At 49.0% G+C, this 22,123-nt stretch carries 16 protein-coding genes and 2 riboswitches; all 16 genes read right to left on the reverse strand.

All coding sequences use genetic code 11. The features are described 5' to 3' along the window. Positions 1–402: 402 nt before the first annotated feature. The 16 genes from J7E21_RS11380 to J7E21_RS11455 all read right to left on the reverse strand — a co-directional run bounded on the left by J7E21_RS11380 (position 403) and on the right by J7E21_RS11455 (position 22,116). The gene (locus tag J7E21_RS11380; RefSeq protein WP_215107747.1) at positions 403–1,740 is read right to left on the reverse strand and encodes an NCS2 family permease; all 1,338 of its coding nucleotides are present in this window, start codon (positions 1,738–1,740) and stop codon (positions 403–405) included. Positions 1,741–1,848: 108 nt separating this feature from the next. Further along, positions 1,849–1,950, reverse strand: a riboswitch (purine riboswitch). 114 nt (positions 1,951–2,064) lie between these two features. Next, positions 2,065–3,603, reverse strand: coding sequence for a glutamine-hydrolyzing GMP synthase (gene guaA, locus J7E21_RS11385; RefSeq protein WP_215108013.1), 1,539 nt, complete (start codon positions 3,601–3,603; stop codon positions 2,065–2,067). A 126-nt stretch (positions 3,604–3,729) separates the two neighbouring features. Then, positions 3,730–3,831, reverse strand: a riboswitch (purine riboswitch). Positions 3,832–3,862: 31 nt separating this feature from the next. Then, positions 3,863–6,052, reverse strand: a complete 2,190-nt coding sequence (locus J7E21_RS11390) for a transglutaminase TgpA family protein (RefSeq protein WP_215107749.1) — start codon at positions 6,050–6,052, stop codon at positions 3,863–3,865. Next, on the reverse strand, positions 6,049–7,263 hold the full coding sequence (locus J7E21_RS11395; protein WP_215107751.1) for a DUF58 domain-containing protein: 1,215 nt from the start codon (positions 7,261–7,263) through the stop codon (positions 6,049–6,051). The genes J7E21_RS11390 and J7E21_RS11395 overlap by 4 nt, the downstream gene beginning before the upstream one ends. Then, positions 7,260–8,210, reverse strand: a complete 951-nt coding sequence (locus J7E21_RS11400) for an AAA family ATPase (protein ID WP_215107753.1) — start codon at positions 8,208–8,210, stop codon at positions 7,260–7,262. The genes J7E21_RS11395 and J7E21_RS11400 overlap by 4 nt, the downstream gene beginning before the upstream one ends. 266 nt (positions 8,211–8,476) lie before the next feature. Beyond that, a complete protein-coding gene (gene nadE / locus J7E21_RS11405; protein ID WP_215107761.1) occupies positions 8,477–9,307 on the reverse strand; it encodes an ammonia-dependent NAD(+) synthetase in 831 nt (276 codons plus the stop codon). 11 nt (positions 9,308–9,318) lie between these two features. Beyond that, entirely contained in the window at positions 9,319–10,788 is a 1,470-nt protein-coding gene (locus J7E21_RS11410) for a nicotinate phosphoribosyltransferase (RefSeq protein WP_215107763.1), read from the reverse strand. A gap of 419 nt (positions 10,789–11,207) precedes the next feature. Further along, the gene (locus tag J7E21_RS11415; RefSeq protein WP_215107765.1) at positions 11,208–12,650 is read right to left on the reverse strand and encodes an aldehyde dehydrogenase family protein; all 1,443 of its coding nucleotides are present in this window, start codon (positions 12,648–12,650) and stop codon (positions 11,208–11,210) included. Between the two features lie 17 nt (positions 12,651–12,667). Beyond that, positions 12,668–13,429 (reverse strand): glucose 1-dehydrogenase, encoded by a 762-nt coding sequence (locus tag J7E21_RS11420; protein ID WP_251047965.1) that lies wholly within the window; start codon positions 13,427–13,429, stop codon positions 12,668–12,670. Further along, on the reverse strand, positions 13,430–14,515 hold the full coding sequence (locus tag J7E21_RS11425) for a tartrate dehydrogenase (protein ID WP_215107767.1): 1,086 nt from the start codon (positions 14,513–14,515) through the stop codon (positions 13,430–13,432). Positions 14,516–14,531: 16 nt separating this feature from the next. Beyond that, positions 14,532–15,800: a TRAP transporter large permease gene (locus tag J7E21_RS11430; RefSeq protein WP_215107769.1), complete on the reverse strand. Its 1,269-nt coding sequence runs from the start codon at positions 15,798–15,800 to the stop codon at positions 14,532–14,534. Between the two features lie 2 nt (positions 15,801–15,802). Then, positions 15,803–16,273, reverse strand: a complete 471-nt coding sequence (locus J7E21_RS11435) for a TRAP transporter small permease (RefSeq protein ID WP_215107771.1) — start codon at positions 16,271–16,273, stop codon at positions 15,803–15,805. A 155-nt stretch (positions 16,274–16,428) separates the two neighbouring features. Then, a complete protein-coding gene (locus tag J7E21_RS11440; protein ID WP_215107773.1) occupies positions 16,429–17,439 on the reverse strand; it encodes a TRAP transporter substrate-binding protein in 1,011 nt (336 codons plus the stop codon). Between the two features lie 248 nt (positions 17,440–17,687). Beyond that, complete coding sequence (gene ilvD / locus J7E21_RS11445; protein ID WP_215107775.1) at positions 17,688–19,373, reverse strand: dihydroxy-acid dehydratase; 1,686 nt, start codon at positions 19,371–19,373, stop codon at positions 17,688–17,690. 238 nt (positions 19,374–19,611) lie between these two features. Beyond that, positions 19,612–21,048 (reverse strand): aldehyde dehydrogenase family protein, encoded by a 1,437-nt coding sequence (locus tag J7E21_RS11450; RefSeq protein ID WP_215107777.1) that lies wholly within the window; start codon positions 21,046–21,048, stop codon positions 19,612–19,614. Positions 21,049–21,063: 15 nt separating this feature from the next. Beyond that, entirely contained in the window at positions 21,064–22,116 is a 1,053-nt protein-coding gene (locus J7E21_RS11455; RefSeq protein WP_215107779.1) for a homoserine dehydrogenase, read from the reverse strand. Positions 22,117–22,123: the final 7 nt, after the last annotated feature.

The raw sequence follows: 22,123 nt of genomic DNA on the forward strand, positions 1-22,123 counted from the left end.
CTGATCAGTAAGTTTGTCACGATTGCTCGCGACTGTATTATTGACGTTTTGCTGTTCAGTTTTCAAGGTTCAAGTTGTGTGCCTCTCTTGGCGACTTGACTAATATAGCACGCCAGAAAAATCGCGTCAAGCTTTTCTCGAGAAACTTTTACACCCCTTTATTATAACGTAATATTCTTAATATTCAACCATTAAATTATTACAAATTTGAAAGGAGGTCTTTCCTTTTCATCCAAAGACTTTCCTAAGATGCCAATCCTTATTAACAATGGATGCAAATTGAAATAAAAGAGAGATTAAGTACTCCTCCTCTTCTCTAAAAAATTGCTTTCCTTCTATATAATATAAAGAATTTACAAAACCCACAGAAAAAACCGCCAACATATTGTTGGCGGCCCCCTGCTAAGTTAAGAAAATAAAATATAAAATGAAAATCAAGAACAGCCCGTACATGATCGGGTGAATCTCTTTTCTTCTGCCCGCAACGAGCATGGTGATTGGATAGAAAATGAATCCGATCGCAATCCCGGTTGCGATGCTATAGCCGAGCGGCATCGCAATCATTGTCAGAAATGCCGGAACTGCGATTTCAAACTTGTTCCATTCGATTTGTCCGAGCGCTGAGACCATCAGGACGCCGACGATGATCAATGCCGGTGCCGTCACCGCACTTGTGATGACAGAGAGAAGTGGATAGAACAGGATTGCCACCAGGAAGAGTATGCCAGTGACCACGGAAGCAAAGCCGGAACGCGCTCCGGCAGCAACTCCAGATGTTGATTCAATGTAGGAAGTCGTTGTCGATGTTCCGAAGATCGCCCCGCCTACTGTTGCAATCGAATCAGAGAGCAATGCTTTTCCTGCTCGCGGCAATTTATTGTCTTTCATTAGGCCAGCTTGGTTCGCAACGGCAACCAATGTGCCCGCAGTGTCAAAGAAATCAACGAACAAGAATGTTAAGACGATGACCAGGAACTGGATCGTCATTAATGAACCTGGGTCATTGAAGATAGGTTCAAGAGCGACACCGAATGTCGGCGCAAGACTCGGAACACTCAAGTCAATGATGGCAGTCGGCAAGCTGACGACTTGGAAAATCATTCCGACGACTGCAGCGATCAAAATACCGAAGAAAATGCCGCCTTTAATTCCCCGGACCATCATGATGACTGTGATGAACAATCCAAAGATCGCGAGCAATGCGGAACCGGTCGTCAAATCTCCGAGCCCGACAAGTGTATCGGGATTTCCTACAACAATTCCAGCGTTTTGCAAACCGATAAAAGTAATATACAAGCCGATGCCAGCACCCACTGCATATTTCAGTTGCGCAGGAATGGCATTGATGATCGTTTCACGGATACCCGTCAAGGTCAACACGATGAAAATGAGCCCCGAAACTAGAACACCTGTCAAAGCCGTTTGCCACGGCACGCCATACGTAAGAATAACGGTATAAGAGAAAAATGCATTGAGCCCCATACCTGGTGCCAAAGCGATCGGATACCTGGCGACGATACCCATCATTAAACTGCCGAGCGCTGCAGCAAGTGCAGTTGCCATAAAGACTGCCCCGTAATCCATGCGCAGTGCCGGATCCAAATCTGGAATCGAATCCATCGTCAGCGTCAGCGGATTGACGACCAAAATATAAGCCATCGCAAGAAAGGTCGTTAAGCCGCCGATAAATTCCTGGCGGTAATTTGTACCCAGCTCTTCAAATTGAAAATACTTCTTCATACATGATTCCTCCGTATGCTCTTGTATAAGTCTACATAAAAAACGCATACAGCGATTGCCGTATGCGTCCGATTATCCCCGTCCAAAAACAGAGAGTCCGCCTATTTGTTTGGGCGGACAAAAAATCGTAGTCGGATCATTTACGGTGAACCGGTAGAGACTCTCAGGCCATATTCCTGAATTTATACGACAAGCTTATTTAATTTCATCAATAGAATACCACGTGAGGTATGAAAAAACAAGACTAAACACGAACAATGTCACTTGATTTTAACAGAAAGTTCGTAAATTAAAAAAACGGCTGCTAACTGCAGCCGTTTGATGTTATTCCCACTCGATTGTTGCTGGTGGCTTGCTCGTAATATCGTACAAGACGCGGTTAATGTGATCGACTTCGTTGACGATGCGAACACTGATTTTTTCAAGTACATCCCATGGGATGCGCGCCCAATCCGATGTCATGCCGTCTATTGACGTGACGGCACGGATACCGATTGCGTAATCATACGTACGGGCATCGCCCATGACACCTACGCTGCGAATATCCGGAAGAACGGTGAAATATTGCCAAACATCTCGGTCGAGACCGGCTTTTTTAATTTCATCGCGCAAAATCCAATCCGACTCGCGGACGATTTCAAGTTTTTCTTCCGTAACAGCTCCCATGATGCGAATTCCGAGACCTGGGCCTGGGAACGGCTGGCGCCAAACAATTTCATCCGGCATGCCAAGTTCTGAGCCTAGTACCCGCACTTCGTCTTTAAACAAAGTGTTGAGGGGTTCGATCAATTCAAATTGCATATCGTCAGGTAGTCCGCCCACATTGTGGTGGGATTTGATCGTTTGGGCTGTTGTCGTGCCACTTTCGATAATGTCGGTATAAAGCGTTCCTTGTGCGAGGAAGTCCATGCCTTCCAGTTTTACAGCTTCATCATCGAAGACATAGATAAACTCATTGCCGATGATTTTGCGCTTCTGCTCTGGATCACTGACGCCTTCGAGTTTTGCCATAAAGCGTTCTTGGGCATCTATTTTAATGACATTCATATGGAAACCGTCGGCGAAAGTCTTCATGACGCTTTCGGCTTCCCCTTTGCGCAGCAGGCCGTGGTCGACGAACATGCACGTCAATTGATCGCCGATCGCTCTGTGGATCAGCACCGCTACGACCGAAGAATCGACGCCGCCGCTAAGTGCGCAAAGGACTTTTTTGTCGCCCACTTGCTCGCGGATTTTTTCGATTTCCAGTTCGATGAAGTTTTCCATCGACCATTCGTCTTTCATGCCACATACGTCATATACAAACTGGCGTAGCATTTCGTTGCCATAGACGGAATGGCGGACTTCCGGATGAAATTGGACGCCATAGAATTTACGTTCTTCGTTTGCCATCGCCGCAATCGGGCAACCCGGGCTAGTGCCGATAACATCAAATCCCGGAGGTGCTGCAGTGACCAGGTCACCGTGGCTCATCCAAACGATTTGCTCTTCCGGAACATCTTTGAAAATGGAGCTTTCTTTCGTCAGCGTCAATTCCGCCTTGCCATACTCACGACTGGAAGATTTTTCCACTTTGCCATCTAAACGCAAAGCCATCAGCTGCATACCGTAGCAAATTCCAAGGATTGGAAGACCCATTTCGAAAATTTCAGGATCGATAGAGAAAGCGTTCTGGTCATAAACGGAATTCGGGCCGCCTGAGAAGATGATGCCCGTAGCGTTCATTTCCTTGATTTCGTCAGCAGTGATCGTATGTGGGTGGAGTTCGCTATAGACACCGATTTCCCGGATGCGGCGCGTAATCAATTGATTGTACTGGCTGCCGAAATCCAGGACGACGATTTTCTTCTGTTCTTTCAACATTGGACTAACTGGCAAATCCTTCACCTCTTCTATTCGATTCAGACCTCAACATAACAAAAGAACGCGAAAAATCACTCCTCGCGTTCTTGTCCTCTACTGCACAAAGACGAATGCGCATGCAAATGCACATGCGTCATCCGCCTTCATAGTCAAGTCATTTCCGGTAACTTGGTAGAGACATCCGAACCGTATCATCGGACATATATGAGAGCACTGTATTCTATAATTTTCTCAATTGTACAGTCTAGACTTTTCAAAATCAACCGCTTGTCCTATTGATTAAATTTTCCCAACTTTCCTGCATTTCAGCCCAATCAACCGACTGTGAATCGCCGCCGTAAACGGATTTTTCATAAACAGCAGTCAATTTGGTCATTTCCTCTGTGCCATAGAACGAATCGACGTATTCGGCGTAAGAGCGTAGCGTTTGCCCCGGTGCTCGCCGGATGCCGTACAACTCTAACTGCTTCAGGAGCCGCAGATAGGCTTTTTCAAACGTTTCCGATCCCCCACCTTTTCGCCGGTAATATGGAATGAGCACTTTCGGCATCCACCTTTTGCGCACTTTGAACACCATCAGCGCGAGCAACAGCAGGCCGAGCGTGGCGACAATCAGTTTTCCGATATTGTCGGAGACAAATTGGATAAACCGTTCACCGATGGTCGGGCCAACTGCCGCATCCGCAGCATCTTCCGACTCGTCAACCGGCGATTCTGGTTCAGGCTCCGGCCGTTCCGGCATTTCATCGGATTCCGGTTCTGAAGTTTCGATTTCAAGATCAAAATCAATGTCCGAGGCTCCGGTAAAACCGATCGTCGGCTCGAACATCATCCAACCAACACCTGGCATATAGGCTTCTACCCAAGAATGTGCATTGTTGTTGGTTACTTCGTAAACATCGTAGCCATCGACAGTATCGATGACTTCACCTTCGTTAAAGCCTTTGACCCAGCGCGCCGGAATATCGAGTGACCTCAGCATGACGACCATCGACGTGGAAAAGTTATCACAATAGCCGCGCATCGTTTCAAACAAAAACTGATCGACATAATCCTCGTCTTCTGCTGGAACCGGGATATCACTTTGGCTGTATTCAAAACCACCTGTACCGAAATAGCTTTCGATTGCACGCGCTTGGTCGTAGACGGTCGTCGATCCCGCGGCAATTTCTTCAGCGAGCTCTTCCACCCGCTCCGGCAGCGCATCCGGCAGTTGCAGATAGCGGTCAAATTCGGCCGGAAGTTCTGCAAGGGCTTCTAGTTCCGTTTCCTGTAGTGCGGCCAAACTATAGGTAGGCTCATTGTAAAACACTTCATAAACATCCGGCTCGAACGTTTCACCTTCCTGTAAGGTATCAAAACGCTGCTGCACCGGATCATAACGGTATTCCAATGTGTCTTCCATTAGAAAAGAAGCCGTCCCGTATGGATACAGGACAAATGGGAATGGCTGCTGTATATCCACCAATGCCGAAGTTTGTTCTCCATCTTCCGCAGGCGGAAAATCGGTCGAGACGACTTCTCCATTGCGATAAAACTGCTCGTCTGCTTTTTCGTCGGATAGCTCCCAGCCTTTCGTCGTGTAAACATCTTTCACTTCAACTTTCCAATATTGCCCGTCTTCGATTTCCGTTCTAAAGACCGTCGTATCATCGGAAACGAATGAACCGCCGAGCTGTGTATCATCGACGCCATAACCGATGCGCCCGACGCTCCCTTGCCCGCTGCCGCCTTGGCCGGAATATGACGTAATATACGGAACCGGATCAGGCCATATCGGATCAGCTTTCGGCAAATAAAAAGCGACCGTGGTTGATGCGATCAATAACAGCAACAAAGGAACCGAATAAACAAGAAGTTTTTCTGTCTTGTCGACCGCACGATGCCGCTCCATCCACCTGGCGAGATGCAATAAGCCTGCCAGAAGCAGCCCAATGACCATGATGCGGACAATCGCTGCATCCCCTGAATAGGGGCTGAATGTATCGAGTACCGCGACAAAAATGACCGTCAGCAAATAAAACAAGAAAATGCTGAGGCGGAAGCTGACCCAGTAATGGATCAGGTAAATGGCCATCCATAATAATGCAAAAAACAGAACGGTGCGGAATAGATCAGTCGTCGCTTGCCAGTTTTGGCTCAGCAATGCCGACAAGCTGGTGCTTGCCTGTTGTGCAATAAAGCCCAAGCTTTCCAGTGTAAAAAACAAATTGCCTGTGTAGACATAAACGATAAACCAAAGAATATACACCAGCTTCAACGGCCCCGTAATCCACCATGGAATTTCGAAAAACGCCATGATTAACCCGAGCGCGACAAAAGCCAGAAATAATTGGTGATGCCCAGTCTCAGTCAAATCGATGACAGGGCGCAGCCACTCAGATAGAAGGAAAAACACCAAAACGTAAAGTAGCCCCATAAATACTTTGTTTTTTTGGATAGAAGTCATGAGCGGCTCCCTTCCATAAACGCCGAAGCGAAATTCTCGGGACCGATCGATTTCACGTGGAAGCCTTTCGACCTTGCATACTGATGAACTTTTTCATCATCCGGGGTGATCGTTTGCCCTTTTTCTGTAACGACCAAACAAAGGCAATGGCTTAAGCCCGTGATGTTTCGGCGGATCTCGTCGACCATTTTGCGCGACAGCGATCCTGTCACATAAACAAGGCTCGACACACGGACCTGCTTCAGATCCTGACCAACGACTGTTTCGATCGGCCGGTCCAGGTCATCCTGAACTTTCGCCAAATGATATAGCGCACGCTGTAATTGCTCATCATTTTGGATCAGCGGGAAAAAAGCTCGCGGTGTGCCTGCGGATAAATACGCGACACTGGCATGTGCCGAGACGACCGAGGTGAGAATGGAGGCGACGAGCTCGACTTGAATTTCGAATACGTCCGATGGAGACCGGTCATCCAACAAGAACAGATCTTGGGATTGACGGTCTTCGAATTCTTTCGTCCGCATTGTCTGAGTGCGCGCAAACGATTTCCAATGAATCCACGATACCCGGTCGCCTGGCTGGTAATCGCGGATTCCGCTTACCATCGTCGTGTCTTTCACTAAAGTGAAAGGCGCGGCAATTGAGCCTTGGTTAAAGCTAGAGCCGATCGGGCGATACATCAGTTCGACCGTATTCGGAAAGACGAGGATAGATTGGCGGACCGGCAGCAGCTGCTGTTTTTTCACCCAGCCGAAAAAGTCAGCCGTTTCGATCGTGACACCTTCTAGCACATGTTCACCTCTTGGCATTTGCTCAATTTCATAAGTCCACGAAAAATCGCGCCGGAAACCCGGCAGCAACATCTGCTGGGCCGATTCCGCCAATCGGGCTTTCAGCCTGGGAGATTGGGCTTGTTCGTAAAGAACGGTATAAAGGAGCGGAAACGGCAAAGTTCGATGGATGGTGACAGTAGCGGAAAACCGATGGCCACTTTTAACGCGGGCAGTATGGACCTTCCGCTCTGCGCGCAAATTCCCGAGTGGATAAAACGACAACAGCACTGAATAGGCGATGAACGGCAAAGATACGTAAAATATGAACCAGCTGACAAAGCCGCCTTGGAACATGGCGAATGAAAAAGTTAAAAAAAACAGGATGAGCACAAAAATCATCCTGCCCGATGAATCCATTATTTGTTTGATTCTCTTCATTGATTCACAAGCCTTTGGACAGGTACGTGCGTCTTCGCAATGATGCGCTCCGTCAATTCTTCAGCTGTGATGCCGTCATAACGGGCTTCTGAACGAAGCATGATCCGGTGGCCGAAAACAAATTTCGCCAAATATTGGACATCATCCGGCGTGACAAAATCGCGCCCTTTCAACATGGCATAGGCTTGCCCTGCTTTCATCAGCGCGATCGAACCGCGCGGGCTGACCCCCAAATACACATATGGGTCACGGCGCGTCTGGCTGGCCAGATCAACGATATACTTGCGGATCGTATCGTCTACGCGGATGGTCCGCACTTCCTCTTGCAGCTTGAGCAATTCTTCCAGCGTCAGAACCGCTTCGAGCTCTTGAATCGGCGGAATGGACTGGGCACGTGTCAACACTTCGATTTCTTCTGCGTGTGTCGGATAGCCCATTTTCACTCTCAGCAAAAATCGGTCGAGTTGAGCTTCCGGTAAAGGGTATGTCCCTTCATATTCAATCGGGTTTTGGGTCGCCATAACGAAAAATGGTTTTGGAATGCGCATGGTTACGCCATCCGTCGTGACTGTGGCTTCCTCCATCGCCTCTAGCAGCGCGGACTGGGTTTTCGGGGATGTCCGGTTGATCTCATCCGCCAGGACAATATTGCCCATGATCGGGCCCGGGCGGAAATGGAATTGCATGTCTTTCGGGTTGTAAATCGACACCCCGACGACATCGGACGGCAGAAGATCCGGCGTAAACTGGATGCGCTTAAAATCCGCTCCGACCGATTTTGCCAGCGCCCGCACGAGCATCGTTTTGCCGACACCCGGGACATCTTCAAGCAAAACATGGCCGTGGGACAATAAAGCGACCAAGCTAAGTTCAACGATTTCCCGCTTCCCGATGATCACTTTTTCAATATTATCTATAACTTTTCCTAGACGCTCTGTCGCTTTCATATTAGTTCCTCCCATACAAATCGAAAAGGTTTTGAATTATCACAATCTTACTGTCATCATATCGGATTACTGCGGATAACTCAACTGAGCCATAAGACAGACCAGGCGAGAAGTACGTTTATACTTCACATTGCACATCAAGGGAAACTTCAATCAGTTGGGGTTCATCCTCCACTGATTGCCAGTCAACCCACTGGCCGTATAAGCGGGATAAAAAAGACGGAGAAAAATGAGGATTTTTCTCCGTCTCGGCTCTTCATTTAGGTTCATGATTTCCAGAAATCATCGAAAATCGTAATCGGCAAATGGCGTTTGTGTTGTGTTTTCAAGTAATAGCCTTCCAGCTTTTCCCGCGCTTCCTGAGGAATTTCCTTGCCCTCCAAATAATCATCGATTTGATCATAGGTCAAACCGAGCGCCACTTCGTCGGGAATGGCCGGTTTGTCATCTTCTAAATCGGCAGTCGGAATTTTGGTATACAAATGCTCAGGCGAGCCGAGCGCCTTGAGCATTTCACGGCCTTGGCGTTTATTCAAACGGAATAATGGCACCAAATCAGCCGCACCGTCGCCGTGCTTCGTGTAAAAGCCTGTGATCGCTTCCGCTGCATGGTCTGTACCGAGGACGATCGCATCATGCGCCGCGGCGACCGAGTATTGTACTTTCATGCGTTCGCGTGCTTTTTCGTTGCCTTTTGCAAAATCCGTCAGCTCGATACCTTGCGCTTCTAACGCACGGTCGCTCGCATCGACCGCTTCTTTAATATTGATCCTATAAACTTTCGTCGGATTGATAAAATTCAACGCATCTTGCGCATCATGTTCATCAGCTTGCTCGCTATAAGGCAGACGCACTGCATAGAAACCATATGTCGCTTCGCCGCTTTCCTCATTCAATTCATCAATGGCCATCTGTGTCAATTTTCCACCAAGCGTCGAATCCTGGCCTCCGGAAATTCCAAGAACAAAACCTTTTAAGAATGAATGATGCTTCAAATAGTCTTTTAAGAATTGGACGGTGCGCTTGATTTCCTGTTGCGGATCAATCGTAGGCTGCACTTTCAGTTCATCGATGATTTGCTGCTGTAAAGTCGACATGTGGATCCTCCTTATTTATTGGTGAATTGCTGCACGGATTCCCGCACTTCCTGGATATTGCGCATCTTGTTATTCCAGCACTTCTCACTCAAGTCCACCGGATATTCTTCGGGGTTGAGCGAACGCTTGTATTCATCCCATAATAGATCAAGCGCTCTGTTCGCATACTTTTGTATTTCTTCAAGCGGCGGGTTTTCGTAAATGACTTGACCCGCTTTGACGACTTGTTGATGGATATTGACAGCTTCAAAATTGGTGACGAATTTCGAAACGTAAGTATGGACCGGATGGAACATTTTCAAACGCTCTTCAGAAGCTGGATCTTCATCGTGCATCACAATATAATCACCTTCTGATTTCCCATTTTCCCTATCTATAATCCGGTAAACTTTTTTTAAGCCCGGCGTCGTCACTTTTTCAGCGTTTCCTGAAATCTTGATCGTGTCGACCATATCACCGCCGCTGTTTTCGATCGATACGAGCTTGTACACTGCGCCGAGTGCCGGCTGGTCGTATGCCGTAATCAGTTTCGTTCCAATTCCCCACGAGTCGACGCGCGCCCCTTGCGCTTTCAAGTTCAAGATGGTGTATTCATCCAAATCATTGGAAACGACCACTTCAGCTTCCGAAAACCCTGCTTCATCGAGCATCTTGCGCGCTTCCTTCGATAAAAAGGCGATATCGCCGCTATCGAGGCGAATGCCGCGGAAGTTGATTTTGTCGCCCAGCTCTTGTGCTACTTGGATAGCGATCGGTACACCCGACTTTAACGTATCGTACGTATCGACGAGAAAGACGCAATCACGGTGGCGCTGAGCATAAGCGTGAAAAGCTTCGTACTCGTCTTTATATGCCTGGATCATTGAATGGGCGTGCGTACCGGCTGTAGGTATGCCGAACAATTTGCCGGCGCGCGTGTTGCTCGTCGCCTCCAAACCGCCGATATAAGCTGCGCGCGCGCCCCAAATGGCTGCATCCATTTCCTGTGCGCGCCGCGTACCGAACTCCATGACCCGCTCCATGCCGACGACTTGCTTGATACGGCTCGCTTTTGTCGCGATCAAGGTTTGGTAATTAATGATATTGAGCATTGCAGTTTCGATCAATTGCGCTTCAATCAAAGGCGCCTCAACACGGATCAAGGGTTCGTTTTGGAACACAAGCTCTCCTTCAACGACCGAATAAACATCTCCTGTGAAACGCACCGTTTTCAAATAATCAAGAAAGTCATCTTTATATCCAAGTTCTTCCCGCAAATAGGCAATATCGCTTTCTGTAAAACGAAAGTTCTTCAGATAGTCGAGCACCCGTTCGAGTCCAGCAAATGTGGCATATCCATTGCCGAATGGCAATTTCCGAAAAAACAATTCGAAAACCGCTTGCCTTTCGTGCATTCCGTCCGCCCAATAGGTTTCCGCCATATTAATTTGGTACAGATCGGTATGTAATGCCAAGCTATCATCTGCATAACGCGTTTCCACAAAAATCCCCTTCTTCCACAGTAATGACTCTCATTATACATCAATTTCTTTTTTTCAAAAACAACATGGGATACTATAAAGCCCTATCATTGACTTATACCCGACATTATGAGATAGTATTCTGAGTTAACTATAAGGTAACCTATAAATTTGATGAAATGGCATTCTACACAATGTTTTTGAAGATACTTATTCACACTGGCGCGATTACAGGATTGCAAGGACGTAAAAGAAGGTAGGGTTTACGTTGCTTAAGTTAGAGAGCACCCAGTGGAACTATTACCGCGGCACTGAAAGCAAACACTTTCAATGGAAATGATTCCCCGTTCGTTACGGGTTAATATTTAAATCAAAATGCATGAAGTTACCTTGCAAAACAAAGGGCTGTCCTCACTTGAGGACAGCCCTTTTCCAATGGATCAATATTTCAACGCGACATTTTTCAACACAGTATAATTGCGCAAAGCTTCAAGCCCTTTTTCCCGGCCAAAGCCGCTTTTTTTATAACCGCCGAACGGCATCTGCACACCGCCGCCCGCGCCGTAATTATTAATGAACACTTGGCCCGCACGGATTTTCGCGGCAACCCTGTGAGCCCGTGCGCCGTCTTTTGTCCAAACGCCGGCAACTAATCCGTATTCAGTTCCGTTTGCCAGGCGTATGGCTTCCTCTTCCGTTTCAAACGCGAAAGCGGCGACGACGGGTGCGAAAATTTCTTCCTGTGCAACATAGCTATCCGGCGATAAGCCATCGATGATGGTTGGCTGGAAAAAATAGCCACCCGCCAGATCCGCCCGCTCCTCGCGCTTGCCACCAGCAAGAAACTTGGCGCCTTCTTTGCGCGCCGTTTCCATAAAGGTCTCGATCCGTTCGTATTGCTTATCGTTTAAAATCGGGCCAAGCTCGGCATCGTCTTCGCCTTTTCCGATTTTGATGGCTGTCATTTTCTCCGCCAGTTTTCTCAAGAAGTCCTCTTTGATCGACTGATGGATCAACAAACGCGAGCCCGCTGAACAAGTCTGCCCAGCGTTTTGGATGATCGAGCGCGTCACCCAATCAAGTGCTTCTTCTTGGTCGCAATCCTCAAACAGGATATTCGGTGATTTGCCGCCGAGTTCGAGCGTGACCGGCTTGACGTTTTTCGCAGCCGCCGCCATGACGCCGGAACCGGTTTGTACCGAACCGGTGAACGTAATGTGGTCGATATCGGGATGTTCACACAGCGCGGCTCCTGCTTCAAAACCAAAGCCTGTCACTACATTAAAGACGCCTTTCGGCAGCGCGGTTTGGCCGATGATTTCCGCAAGCTTCAATGCTGTCAGCGGCGTATCTTCCGCCGGTTTTGCAACGACCGTATTACCAGTGGCAATCGCCGCTGCAGCTGAGCGCGCAATGATCTGCAGCGGGTAATTCCACGGCACGATATGAGCAGTCACACCAATCGGCTCGCGCAATGTGTAATCGAGAATGCCGGGCTGTACAGGAATCGTTTCGCCGAAAATCTTATCGGCCATTCCTGCGTAGTACTCGAAATACTGCGCCGCCGCTTCGACGTCTTTTCTCCCTTGGGTCAAAGGCTTGCCGGTGTCCTGTGTTTCGAGTAGCGCGATCTCCTCCAGATCCTCCCGGAGTGCTGCTGCAATTTTATGCAGTATACGCCCCCGCTCTGCCGGGATGAACTGCTGCCACGCTTGTGATTCGAAACACGTTCTTGCAGCTTTTACCGCCCGGTCAATATCTTCCGCTTTTCCTCGCGGCACTTGTGCAAGAGTTTCGCCGGTTGACGGATTTTTCGTCTCAAGCCACGTCGCGTCCTCACTTTCCTGCCAGTTTCCTGCGATATACATCGGTTTTTTCTTCATTCAATCGCCTCTCCCCTTTAAATTCCACGCCCGCCGTCGACATTGACGACGCTGCCGGTCATCATTTTCGCCAAATCCGAACTCATATATAGAAGTGTGTTGGCAATATCCTGCGGCTGGATTAGTTCGCCAAGCGGCACGCTTTTTCGGAATGTGTTTTCTTTCATATCTTCCACATCGGCTCCAGCTGCTGTGAATTCACCGAGCATCTCGGTGTCAGAAGGCCCTGGATTGATGCAATTGACCCTGATCTTATAAGGAGCGAGTTCGATCGCCAATGCTTTTGTCAGAGAAACCGTCGCGCCTTTAGAGGCGATGTATGCGTTTAGCCCCGGGCGTGGCCGTTCAACCGAAATCGACGCCACATTGATGATGGACCCTGCTTGTTGCTGTTTCATATAAGGAACAGCTGCACGTGAAGTGAGGAAGACCGCGGTCGTATTGATGGCGAATATGCGCTGCCACATGTCTAAAGAAACGTCTTCAATATCGGTAGCCGATTGTGCAATTCCAGCGACATTCGCCAGTACGTCAATGCGTCCATACGTATCGTGGATTTTTTGAAAAGCCGCTTCGACGCTTGCCTGTTCGGTTAAATTGCTGTCGATGACGAGCAATTGGTCGTTAAACTGCTGTTTCAGTTTCTGTAAGGAATCCGTACGGATATCAAGCGCGGCGACATTCGCCCCGCTTTGGAGGAATGTTTCAACCGCTGCTTTTCCCATACCTCCTCCAGCACCTGTGATGACTGCTGTTTTTCCGTTCAATTGGATATCCATTTAACGTTCTCCTTTCACAGCAAGCTGTTCTTTCACGGCTTGTGCGATGGCTGTGCCGAGCTGTTCGGTCGTGGAATTGCCTCCGAGGTCCGGCGTCCGCACACGCCCTTCTCTTAATACTGTTTCAATTGCCGAAACGATCGCTTGGGATAGGTCCGGCCTGCCGAGGTGGTCGATCATCAGCGCAGCCGACCAAATTTGTGCAATCGGATTCGCGATGCCTTTGCCCGCGATGTCCGGGGCTGATCCGTGGATCGCTTCGAACATCGACGGGAATTCCCGCTCCGGGTTGATATTGCCGGACGGCGAAACGCCGAGTCCTCCGACAATCGCGGCGCCTAAGTCAGTCAGAATATCACCGAACAAGTTGGACGCAACCACAACATCAAACGATTCCGGACGCTGGACAAAATACGCGGCAAGCGCATCGATGAAATAGCTTTCGAGTTCGATGCCTTCATAGTCGTTTGCGACTCTTGCTACCGCTTCGTCCCATAATTTCATCGAATGGATGATGGCGTTCGATTTTGTCGCACTCGTCACTTTTTTCCTACCGGCCGTTTGTGCATAGTCAAATGCATAGCGGGCGATGCGTTCGACGCCGGTTTTGGTGATGACCGTATTCTGGATCGCCATTTCCTGCGGTTGGCCTTGGTACAGGCGTCCGCCGATATTGGAATACTCGCCTTCCGCATTCTCACGGAACACGACAAAATCGACAGGTGATTCATTTTTCAATGGCGAGTCGATGCCTGATAAACGTTTGATCGGACGCATATTGACGTACTGGCGGAAGTTTTTTCGGATCGGCATGATCAATTGCCAGATGCTGATTTCATCCGCAACGCGCGTATCCCCGATCGCTCCGAATAAAATGGCGTCAAATGCTGTTAATTGCTCGAGCCCGTCATCAGGCATCATCGAACCATGCTCCAAATAGTATTCACTATTCCAGTTGAATTCCGTAAAGTGGATATCAAAATCAGGATCCAATTCCCGGATCACTTCGAGCACCCGAATCGCTTGTTTCGTTACGTCCGGACCAATGCCGTCACCCGGCAAGACCGCTATAGTGTAGATTGTCATGAACTTCCTCCTATTCTTAATCACCTAATAAGAACAAACTGATTTCTGGGATGAACGACAATATGATGACGTCGATAACCATGACGATGATAAACGGAATGATTGCGCGCAATAAACTTTCGAATTTGGTGCCGGCAATGTTCGCGGCGACAAATAAGTTGATTCCGACCGGCGGCGTGATAAAGCCGATACCCAAGTTGACGATCATGATGATGCCGAAATGCACGAGGTCAATTCCGAGTGCACTCGCAATCGGCGCCAAGATAGGCGTCAAAATAATGATGGCAGCGGAAGTCTCCAAGAAAATCCCACACAGCAATAACACCAGGTTGATGATTAACAATGCGATGATCCAATTATCCGTCAGGCTCAACATCAATTGCGTCAACTCAGCCGGTATGCGCTGGCGCGTCAAATAATAACCGAATACGGACGCGCCTGCGATGATGAACATGATGACCGCGGTCGTCACGACAGCAGAAGAGAAAATCGCCGCAAGATCGGTGAACTTGATTTCGCGGTAAACGAATAGACCGATCACCAGGCCATAGACGACAGCCACGACTGCTGCTTCAGTCGGCGTGAAGATGCCGCCGTAAATGCCGCCGAGAATTATGACTGGCATCAATAATGCTAAAAATGCATCCAGGAATGCCTTGAAGAAATCTTTCGGCCCGAATTTTTCGCCTCCGCCATAGCCTTTTTTCAGGGAGATGAAATAGACAAGCAAAACCAAAGACAACATGACCATCAGCCCCGGCACGATGCCGGCGATGAACAAATCGCCGACTGACACACCAGCCGCGACACCGTACAAAACCAGTGGAACACTCGGCGGGATCATGACCCCGATGGTGCCGCCCGCTGCTTGAATTGCGGTGGAAAAGCTTTTGTCGTAGCCTTTATTGACCATCGCCGGAATCATAAGCGCACCGACAGCAGCGGTCGTCGCAGCTGCAGAGCCGGAAATCGCCGCAAAAAACGCACAAGCGACGATGGAAACGATACCTAGCCCACCTCTGACACGCCCAAAAATTACGCTCGCCAAATGAATCAAACGGTTTGAAATCCCACCGCTTTCCATTAATTTTCCAGCTAATATAAAGAACGGAATGGCCATTAACGGAAAAGAATCGACCGAGTTGAACATGCGCTGGATAATGACGATGATCGACACATTTCCTTCTATGTAGAAAATGAGCGCTGAAGCGAGACCTAGTGCAATCGCAATCGGTACGTTGATCATAAACAGCGCAATCAGCAAAACGAATAATAAGATCGCCATGCTCAGACACCCCCGCTCTTAAAGTCTTGGGCAAAACGCGCGGCCAAATTGATGATCAAAACAGCACCGCTGATCGGGATGACCATATAAATCGCCCCCATCGGTATGCGCAAAACCGGTGAACTTTGGGACATCCCCTGCATCGCCAAGCTATAACCTTCGATCACCATCAACAAAAAGAACATCAAACTTGCAAGTGATGCAACAATATAGAGCGCTTTCTTTCCTGATGTCCGGAATAAATTGACAAAAACCTCCATGCCGATATGCGCTCTTAAAGACATTGCATAGGCTGCTCCTAAGAATGTCAGCCAAATCAGGCTATAGCGCGCCAGTTCTTCCGTCCAAGCGAGCGGCGAACCGAGCACGAACCGGAAAATAACTTGCAGAAAAACAACCGTTACCAATACCCCCATTATTCCATTCAATAGATGCTTGATACCCCAATTCAAATATCCGATCCATTTCATCATCGATTTCCCCCGATAGAAAAAAAAGAGAGAAGAACTCTCTCTTTTTTAAAATTTCTGCAATTTTAACTTATCCCGCTTTAACGGTTTGTAAAAGTCAGATTGTATCAACTAATAACCAGTTGGGGGATGCCCCCCACTGAGATTGAAGTTTCTCTTTACTGAGCGTCCAAAATCCGGTTCAGCAGTTCCTGATGCTCGATTTGATCGTAGACTGGGCGCACCGCTTCCTGGAACGGCGCTGTATCGATGTCTTCGATGATTTCAACGCCTTCATCTTTCAAGGTTTGCAAAGATTCTTGCTCCATTTCGACAATCAAGTCGCGTTCCATCGGACCGACTTTCTGTCCTTCTTCCATGACGATGTCGCGCAAGTCTTCCGGCAATTGGTCATAGGTTTGCTGGCTCATCATGTAAATCGCGACAGAATACACATGGCCCGTCAAGCTCATGTATTTCTGGTTGGCGTCATACAAACTGAATTGGTCCGCAACGATTGCCGGATTTTCCTGTGCATCGACGACGCCTTGCTGAAGCGCAGTAATCGCTTCTGTCCAAGCCATCGGCGTCGGCTGTGCACCTAATGCTTCAAATGCAGCCAAATGGATTTCATTTTCCTGTGTACGGATTTTTAAGCCTTCGAGATCCGCTGGAGTATTGATTGGATGCTTGGAGTTCGTTATGTGGCGATAGCCGTTTTCTCCCCATGACAATCCGATGATGCCATTTTCTTCAAGTTTCGCAAATAATTCATCGCCGATTTCGCCCTCCAAAATCTCCACCGCCGATTCACGGTCGTTAAAAAGGAATGGCACGTCCAAAACTTCCAGTTCCGGGACAAAATTCGTAACCGGCGCGGTAGACGATACGACTAAATCAACGGTGCCAAGCCCCATTCCTTCCGTCAGTTCACGTTCCGCACCGATTTCACTATTGGCGAACACTTCGATCGTCACGCGGCCATCCGTCCGCTCTTCAACATTCTCCGCCATTTCCAAAAACCCTAAGTGATACGGATGATCTTCCGGCAACGAGTGCCCCGCCTGCAAGTTGAATGTTTCTCCGGAATCACCGCCTGCTGTGTCGCCGTCTTCTGAACTACCACACGCTGTTAAAGCCAGTGCTCCCCCAACCAACACGGATGCAAATCCTATCTTATTCATCGCCATTTTGTTTCCCCCTTTTAATTTTTCCTTATCGCATTGCTGCGGAATCACTTGTTTCCTGAAACAGTTTCCCTGGATTCAGTAAGTTCTGTGGATCCATTTTTTCAGTGTCTGCATCACGAATTGTCGGCATTTCACTTTGCCGACACTGTGCCGTGCTGATCGAGAACGACTTCATTCGTCGTCACCCGGTCGGCCGCGAACGCCTATGCAGCTCTTACAGATAACTCATATTCCTGTCCTTTAAAAACTTATCTATTTAAATAATCCGTTACCGCTCCTTTAGACGAGCAAGAAACATTATGTGCGTATTTGCCGAGCACGCCTTTTCGGTGAAGCGGCGGTGCGGTCCATTCACTTCTGCGTTTTTCGAGTTCAGCGTCCGGTACGTCCATGGAAATTTCCTGTAAGTCCGAATCGATCGTGACCATATCGCCTTCTTTCAGTAAGGCGATCGGTCCGCCGGATTGCGCTTCCGGTGAAATATGGCCGACGACCAGTCCGTGCGTCCCGCCGGAGAAGCGTCCGTCTGTCAGCAGTGCGACCGTTTCCCCCATGCCTTTACCGACCAGAATTGCTGAAATCGACAGCATCTCTGGCATACCTGGACCACCTTTCGGACCGACATAACGGATGACCAAAACGTCGCCGTCGTTGATTTCGTTCGCCATGACAGCAGCTGTCGCTTCTTTTTCGTTTTCAAATACGCGTGCTGGCCCTGTATGGCGGTTCACTTTGACGCCGGAAACTTTTGCGACCGCGCCAGTCGGCGACAGGTTGCCTTTCAAAACAATGAGCGGGCCGTCTTTCCGTTTCGGGTTATCGAACGGCATGATGACGTCCTGGCCTTCTATCAGGCTCGGTGCTTCCTGCAAGTTTTCTGCGACCGTTTTGCCGGTGACAGTCATGCAATCGCCGTGCAAATAGCCCGCTTCGAACAACATTTTCATTACAGCCTGGACGCCGCCTACGCGGTGAAGGTCTTGCATAACATATTTGCCACTCGGCTTGAGATCGGCCAAATGCGGAACCGTTTTTTGGAGATGATTGAAATCGTCGATTGTCAAGTCTACTTCCGCTGCATGGGCGATCGCCAATAAATGAAGAATCGCATTCGTCGAGCCGCCGAGCGCCATGACAACCGTGATCGCGTTTTCGAATGCTTCTTTTGTCATGATATCTTTCGGGTAGACGCCAAGTTCGAGCAAATTATAAACCGCTGCACCTGCTGCCGCGCTGTCCGCTTCCTTATATTCGGAGACAGCTGGGTTTGATGAGCTGCCCGGCAAACTCATGCCCATCGCTTCAGCCGCGGATGCCATCGTGTTCGCTGTATACATGCCGCCGCATGAACCGGCACCTGGACACGCGTTGCATTCGATTTCCCGCAGTGCTGCATCATCGATCTTTCCACTATTATGCTGGCCGACGCCTTCAAAAACGGAGACGATGTCGATATCGTGTCCGTTATAGCGGCCGGCCGCAATTGTTCCGCCGTAGACAAACACTGCCGGAACTGCGGAATTGGCGATAGCGATTAAACAGCCCGGAATATTTTTATCGCAGCCGCCGATCGCGACGAGACCGTCAAGGCTTTCCGCACCGACAACCGTTTCAATCGAATCGGCGATGACATCTCGGCTGGACAATGAGTATTTCATGCCTTCTGTTCCCATGGAAATACCGTCAGAAACGGTGATTGTATTGAAAATGAATGGGACAGCTCCGGCTTTCTGAGCGCCTTTTTTCGCGGCTCTTGCCAGCCCATCGATATGTATATTACATGGGGTGACTTCACTCCATGTGCTCGCTACGCCGACCATCGGCTGCTTGAACCCCTCATCTGTCACTCCAACTGCCCGCAGCATTGCCCGGTTTGGAGCTTTCATCGGCCCTTCGCTGAAGACCTTACTCTTGATGCGCAAATCTTTTTTCATAATTATCCTATCCTTTCTGTTCTATTAATTATAGAGGATATTTTTCAGAATTCAATGAATAAAACGATAATTAATAATAATATTTCACAATTTGTCACAGAAGCTTTTCTTGAATGCGTTTTCATATGATATAGAGGTATTTCCACATCGCTCCAAACACTTCTATGTATAAATTTACATAGCATAATATAGCAATAAAAAGCGTGTAGCTAATATGCTACACGCTTTTTCATTTGCATCAGCCTAGTTTAAAGCAGACGACTTTAGTGTCGGTCATTTCCTGGATGGCGAATTTGACGCCTTCCCTGCCGAGCCCTGATTGTTTGACGCCGCCGAACGGCATGGCATCGATCCGGAAATCGCTGCTGTCGTTAATCATCACGCCGCCGACTTCCAATTCTTCGATTGCGCGATGTGCATGATCGAGATTTTTAGTGAAAATTCCGGCCTGTAGTCCGTAGTCTACGCCGTTCGCTTGCTGAATGGCTTCTTCTAGATCGGCTACCTTGTAGAGCAAGACGACAGGCCCAAAGATTTCTTCTTTGGCAATCGCACAGTCTTCCGGCACACCAGAAAGGACTGCCGGCGAATAAAAAGCGCCGTCCCGTTCTCCGCCCGACTCGAGCGTTGCGCCTTTAGCCACCGCTTGTTGTACGAGTTGTTCGACGCGCTTTGCTTCTTTTTCCGTAATCAACGGCCCCATATCGGTCATTTCGGATTGCTTGTCGCCGACGATATAGCGTTCTGTCTGTTCGATAAATTGTTCCCGAAACGATTCATATATGCCGTCTTCAATATAAACCCGCTGGACGCCGAGGCAGTTTTGCCCCGCTGCCCAAAACGCGCCGGATACTGAAGAGGCGACCGCTTCTTCCACGTCCGCATCACGAAGGACGATGACGGGTGAGTTCGAACCGAGTTCCATGCTCACTTTCTTCAGCCCAGCTTTTTTCACAATAGATAATCCGGTTTCGACCCCTCCGGTAAAGCTGATCATCCGCACTGCTGGATGTTCCACTAAAACGTCACCGATTTCACTGCCTCTACCGGTAATGACGGAGAGTATCTTTTCCGGCAATCCTGCATGGGAAAATGCTTGCGCCAATAACAGCGCACTGAGCGGTGTCACCGTCGCGGGTTTGACGATGATGGCATTTCCAGAAGCAATCGCCGGTCCCACTTTATGGGCGACGAGATTTAGCGGGTCGTTAAACGGAGTGATTGCCCCGATAATGCCGAGCGGAAACCGCCGGTAATAACCAATGCGCCCCGTGCCTCCGGGTGATTGATCAAACGGAATCGTCTCTCCGGTGATGCGCCGCGCTTCTTCCGCGCTCAGCCGCAAAGTCTCGACAGCACGCCCGACTTCTTTTCTCGCTTCGCGGATGGTCTTACTGCTTTCTTGAGCGATCGTCCGCGCATACTGTTCTGCGTTTGATTCGATATAATCAGCCGCTTTCCCGATAATCTTCATCCGTTCGAACACGGGCATTCGGGCAGCTGTTTCGGCTCCTGTTTTCGCTGCTTCAATGCACGCTTCCATATCTTCTTTGGATGCAGCAGGCACCCGGTCGACTAGCGTGCCGTCTTGTGGATCGATTACATCAATCCACTGTTTGCCATCTACCCATTCACCTGCCAGAAACATTTTTTTGCCTTCGACATGTGTCGCCATCGCTTCCCCCTCCTTTCATGACTGCACCGTTTCTCTCGCCCTTGCAATCGTCAATAAATCAATGAGCAAAGAAAAGCCGGTTTCTGTTTTCCCGGCTCCTGCGCCGCTCAAAGTCACCGGGCCAAGCAAATCGGTTTCGTAAGTGATGGCATTAAGTGCACCGGAAATTGAAGCGAGCGGATCGTCCAATGACACTTGTTCCGCGGCGACTTTTGCTGTGACGAGGCCATTTTCTTTTTTGGCTGAGGCGATTAGCTTCCAGCGCTTGCCTTCCGTTCGGGCTTGTTCGATATGTTCCGCTGTCAATTGTGAGATGCCTTCACAGTCGACGTCTTCGACAGACAGCGGCATCCCCATGACATGCTGCGCGAGAATGACGATTTTATAGCGCGCATCCAGGCCTTCGACGTCACTCGTCGGATCCGCTTCTGCATAGCCGAGCGACTGTGCTTCCTCAAGCGCAGCTTCATATGACTCGCCTTCGTCCATCCGCATCAGTATGAAATTTGTCGTGCCGTTCAAAATACCGCGGATTTCGGTGATGTCATTTCCGGCAAGCGTGAGCTGCGGCATCCGCAGCGCCGGCGTGCCGCTCATGACCGTGCCTTCAAAACCCCAGGAGACGCCATGCTTTTTCGCTAAGGCCGACAATTCCTGATAAGCAAGCGCGACCGGTCCTTTATTGGTCATGACGACATTTTTCCCACTTTCAAATGCGGCGCGGCAATGATCGATGGCCGGCTGTCCAGTTTTTACGTCGGTATAGGAAACTTCCACAATGGTGTCGGCGTTCGATTGACGGATCGTCTGAAGACTGTCCCAACCGGTAACCAGACCGTCCGTTTTCGGGTAGCTGTCCAATGTGCCGGTTTCTTGCACTGAATCCAGCACAGCCTCAAGATCGAGTCCTTCGGGGTGATACAGCGATCCTTTCTTGAAATCGGATATCGCAACGACTTTTGCTTCAAAACCTTCTGTTTCCTGCAAGCTTTGCCGTTTGTTGCGCAAGATTTCAGCCAGTCCTTGGCCGACTACGCCAAATCCGATAAATGCCAGTTTATGTGTCATACTTCTC

The sequence above is a fragment of the Planococcus sp. ISL-109 genome (assembly GCF_018613655.1).
Taxonomy (GTDB): domain Bacteria; phylum Bacillota; class Bacilli; order Bacillales_A; family Planococcaceae; genus Planococcus.

What these genes read in the sequence shown, in the direction of transcription:
- J7E21_RS11390 (WP_215107749.1), bottom strand. Translation starts at nt 6,052, where the DNA reads ATGACTTCTATCCAAAAAAACAAAGTATTTATGGGGCTACTTTACGTT.
- J7E21_RS11435 (WP_215107771.1), bottom strand. Translation starts at nt 16,273, where the DNA reads ATGATGAAATGGATCGGATATTTGAATTGGGGTATCAAGCATCTATTG.
- J7E21_RS11395 (WP_215107751.1), bottom strand. Translation starts at nt 7,263, where the DNA reads ATGAAGAGAATCAAACAAATAATGGATTCATCGGGCAGGATGATTTTT.
- nadE (WP_215107761.1), bottom strand. Translation starts at nt 9,307, where the DNA reads ATGTCGACTTTACAGCAGCAAATCATCGATGAACTGAAAGTGCAGCCT.
- J7E21_RS11450 (WP_215107777.1), bottom strand. Translation starts at nt 21,048, where the DNA reads ATGGCGACACATGTCGAAGGCAAAAAAATGTTTCTGGCAGGTGAATGG.
- J7E21_RS11415 (WP_215107765.1), bottom strand. Translation starts at nt 12,650, where the DNA reads ATGAAGAAAAAACCGATGTATATCGCAGGAAACTGGCAGGAAAGTGAG.
- ilvD (WP_215107775.1), bottom strand. Translation starts at nt 19,373, where the DNA reads ATGAAAAAAGATTTGCGCATCAAGAGTAAGGTCTTCAGCGAAGGGCCG.
- J7E21_RS11430 (WP_215107769.1), bottom strand. Translation starts at nt 15,800, where the DNA reads ATGGCGATCTTATTATTCGTTTTGCTGATTGCGCTGTTTATGATCAAC.
- J7E21_RS11440 (WP_215107773.1), bottom strand. Translation starts at nt 17,439, where the DNA reads ATGGCGATGAATAAGATAGGATTTGCATCCGTGTTGGTTGGGGGAGCA.
- J7E21_RS11420 (WP_251047965.1), bottom strand. Translation starts at nt 13,429, where the DNA reads ATGGATATCCAATTGAACGGAAAAACAGCAGTCATCACAGGTGCTGGA.
- J7E21_RS11380 (WP_215107747.1), bottom strand. Translation starts at nt 1,740, where the DNA reads ATGAAGAAGTATTTTCAATTTGAAGAGCTGGGTACAAATTACCGCCAG.
- J7E21_RS11400 (WP_215107753.1), bottom strand. Translation starts at nt 8,210, where the DNA reads ATGAAAGCGACAGAGCGTCTAGGAAAAGTTATAGATAATATTGAAAAA.
- J7E21_RS11425 (WP_215107767.1), bottom strand. Translation starts at nt 14,515, where the DNA reads ATGACAATCTACACTATAGCGGTCTTGCCGGGTGACGGCATTGGTCCG.
- J7E21_RS11455 (WP_215107779.1), bottom strand. Translation starts at nt 22,116, where the DNA reads ATGACACATAAACTGGCATTTATCGGATTTGGCGTAGTCGGCCAAGGA.
- guaA (WP_215108013.1), bottom strand. Translation starts at nt 3,603, where the DNA reads ATGTTGAAAGAACAGAAGAAAATCGTCGTCCTGGATTTCGGCAGCCAG.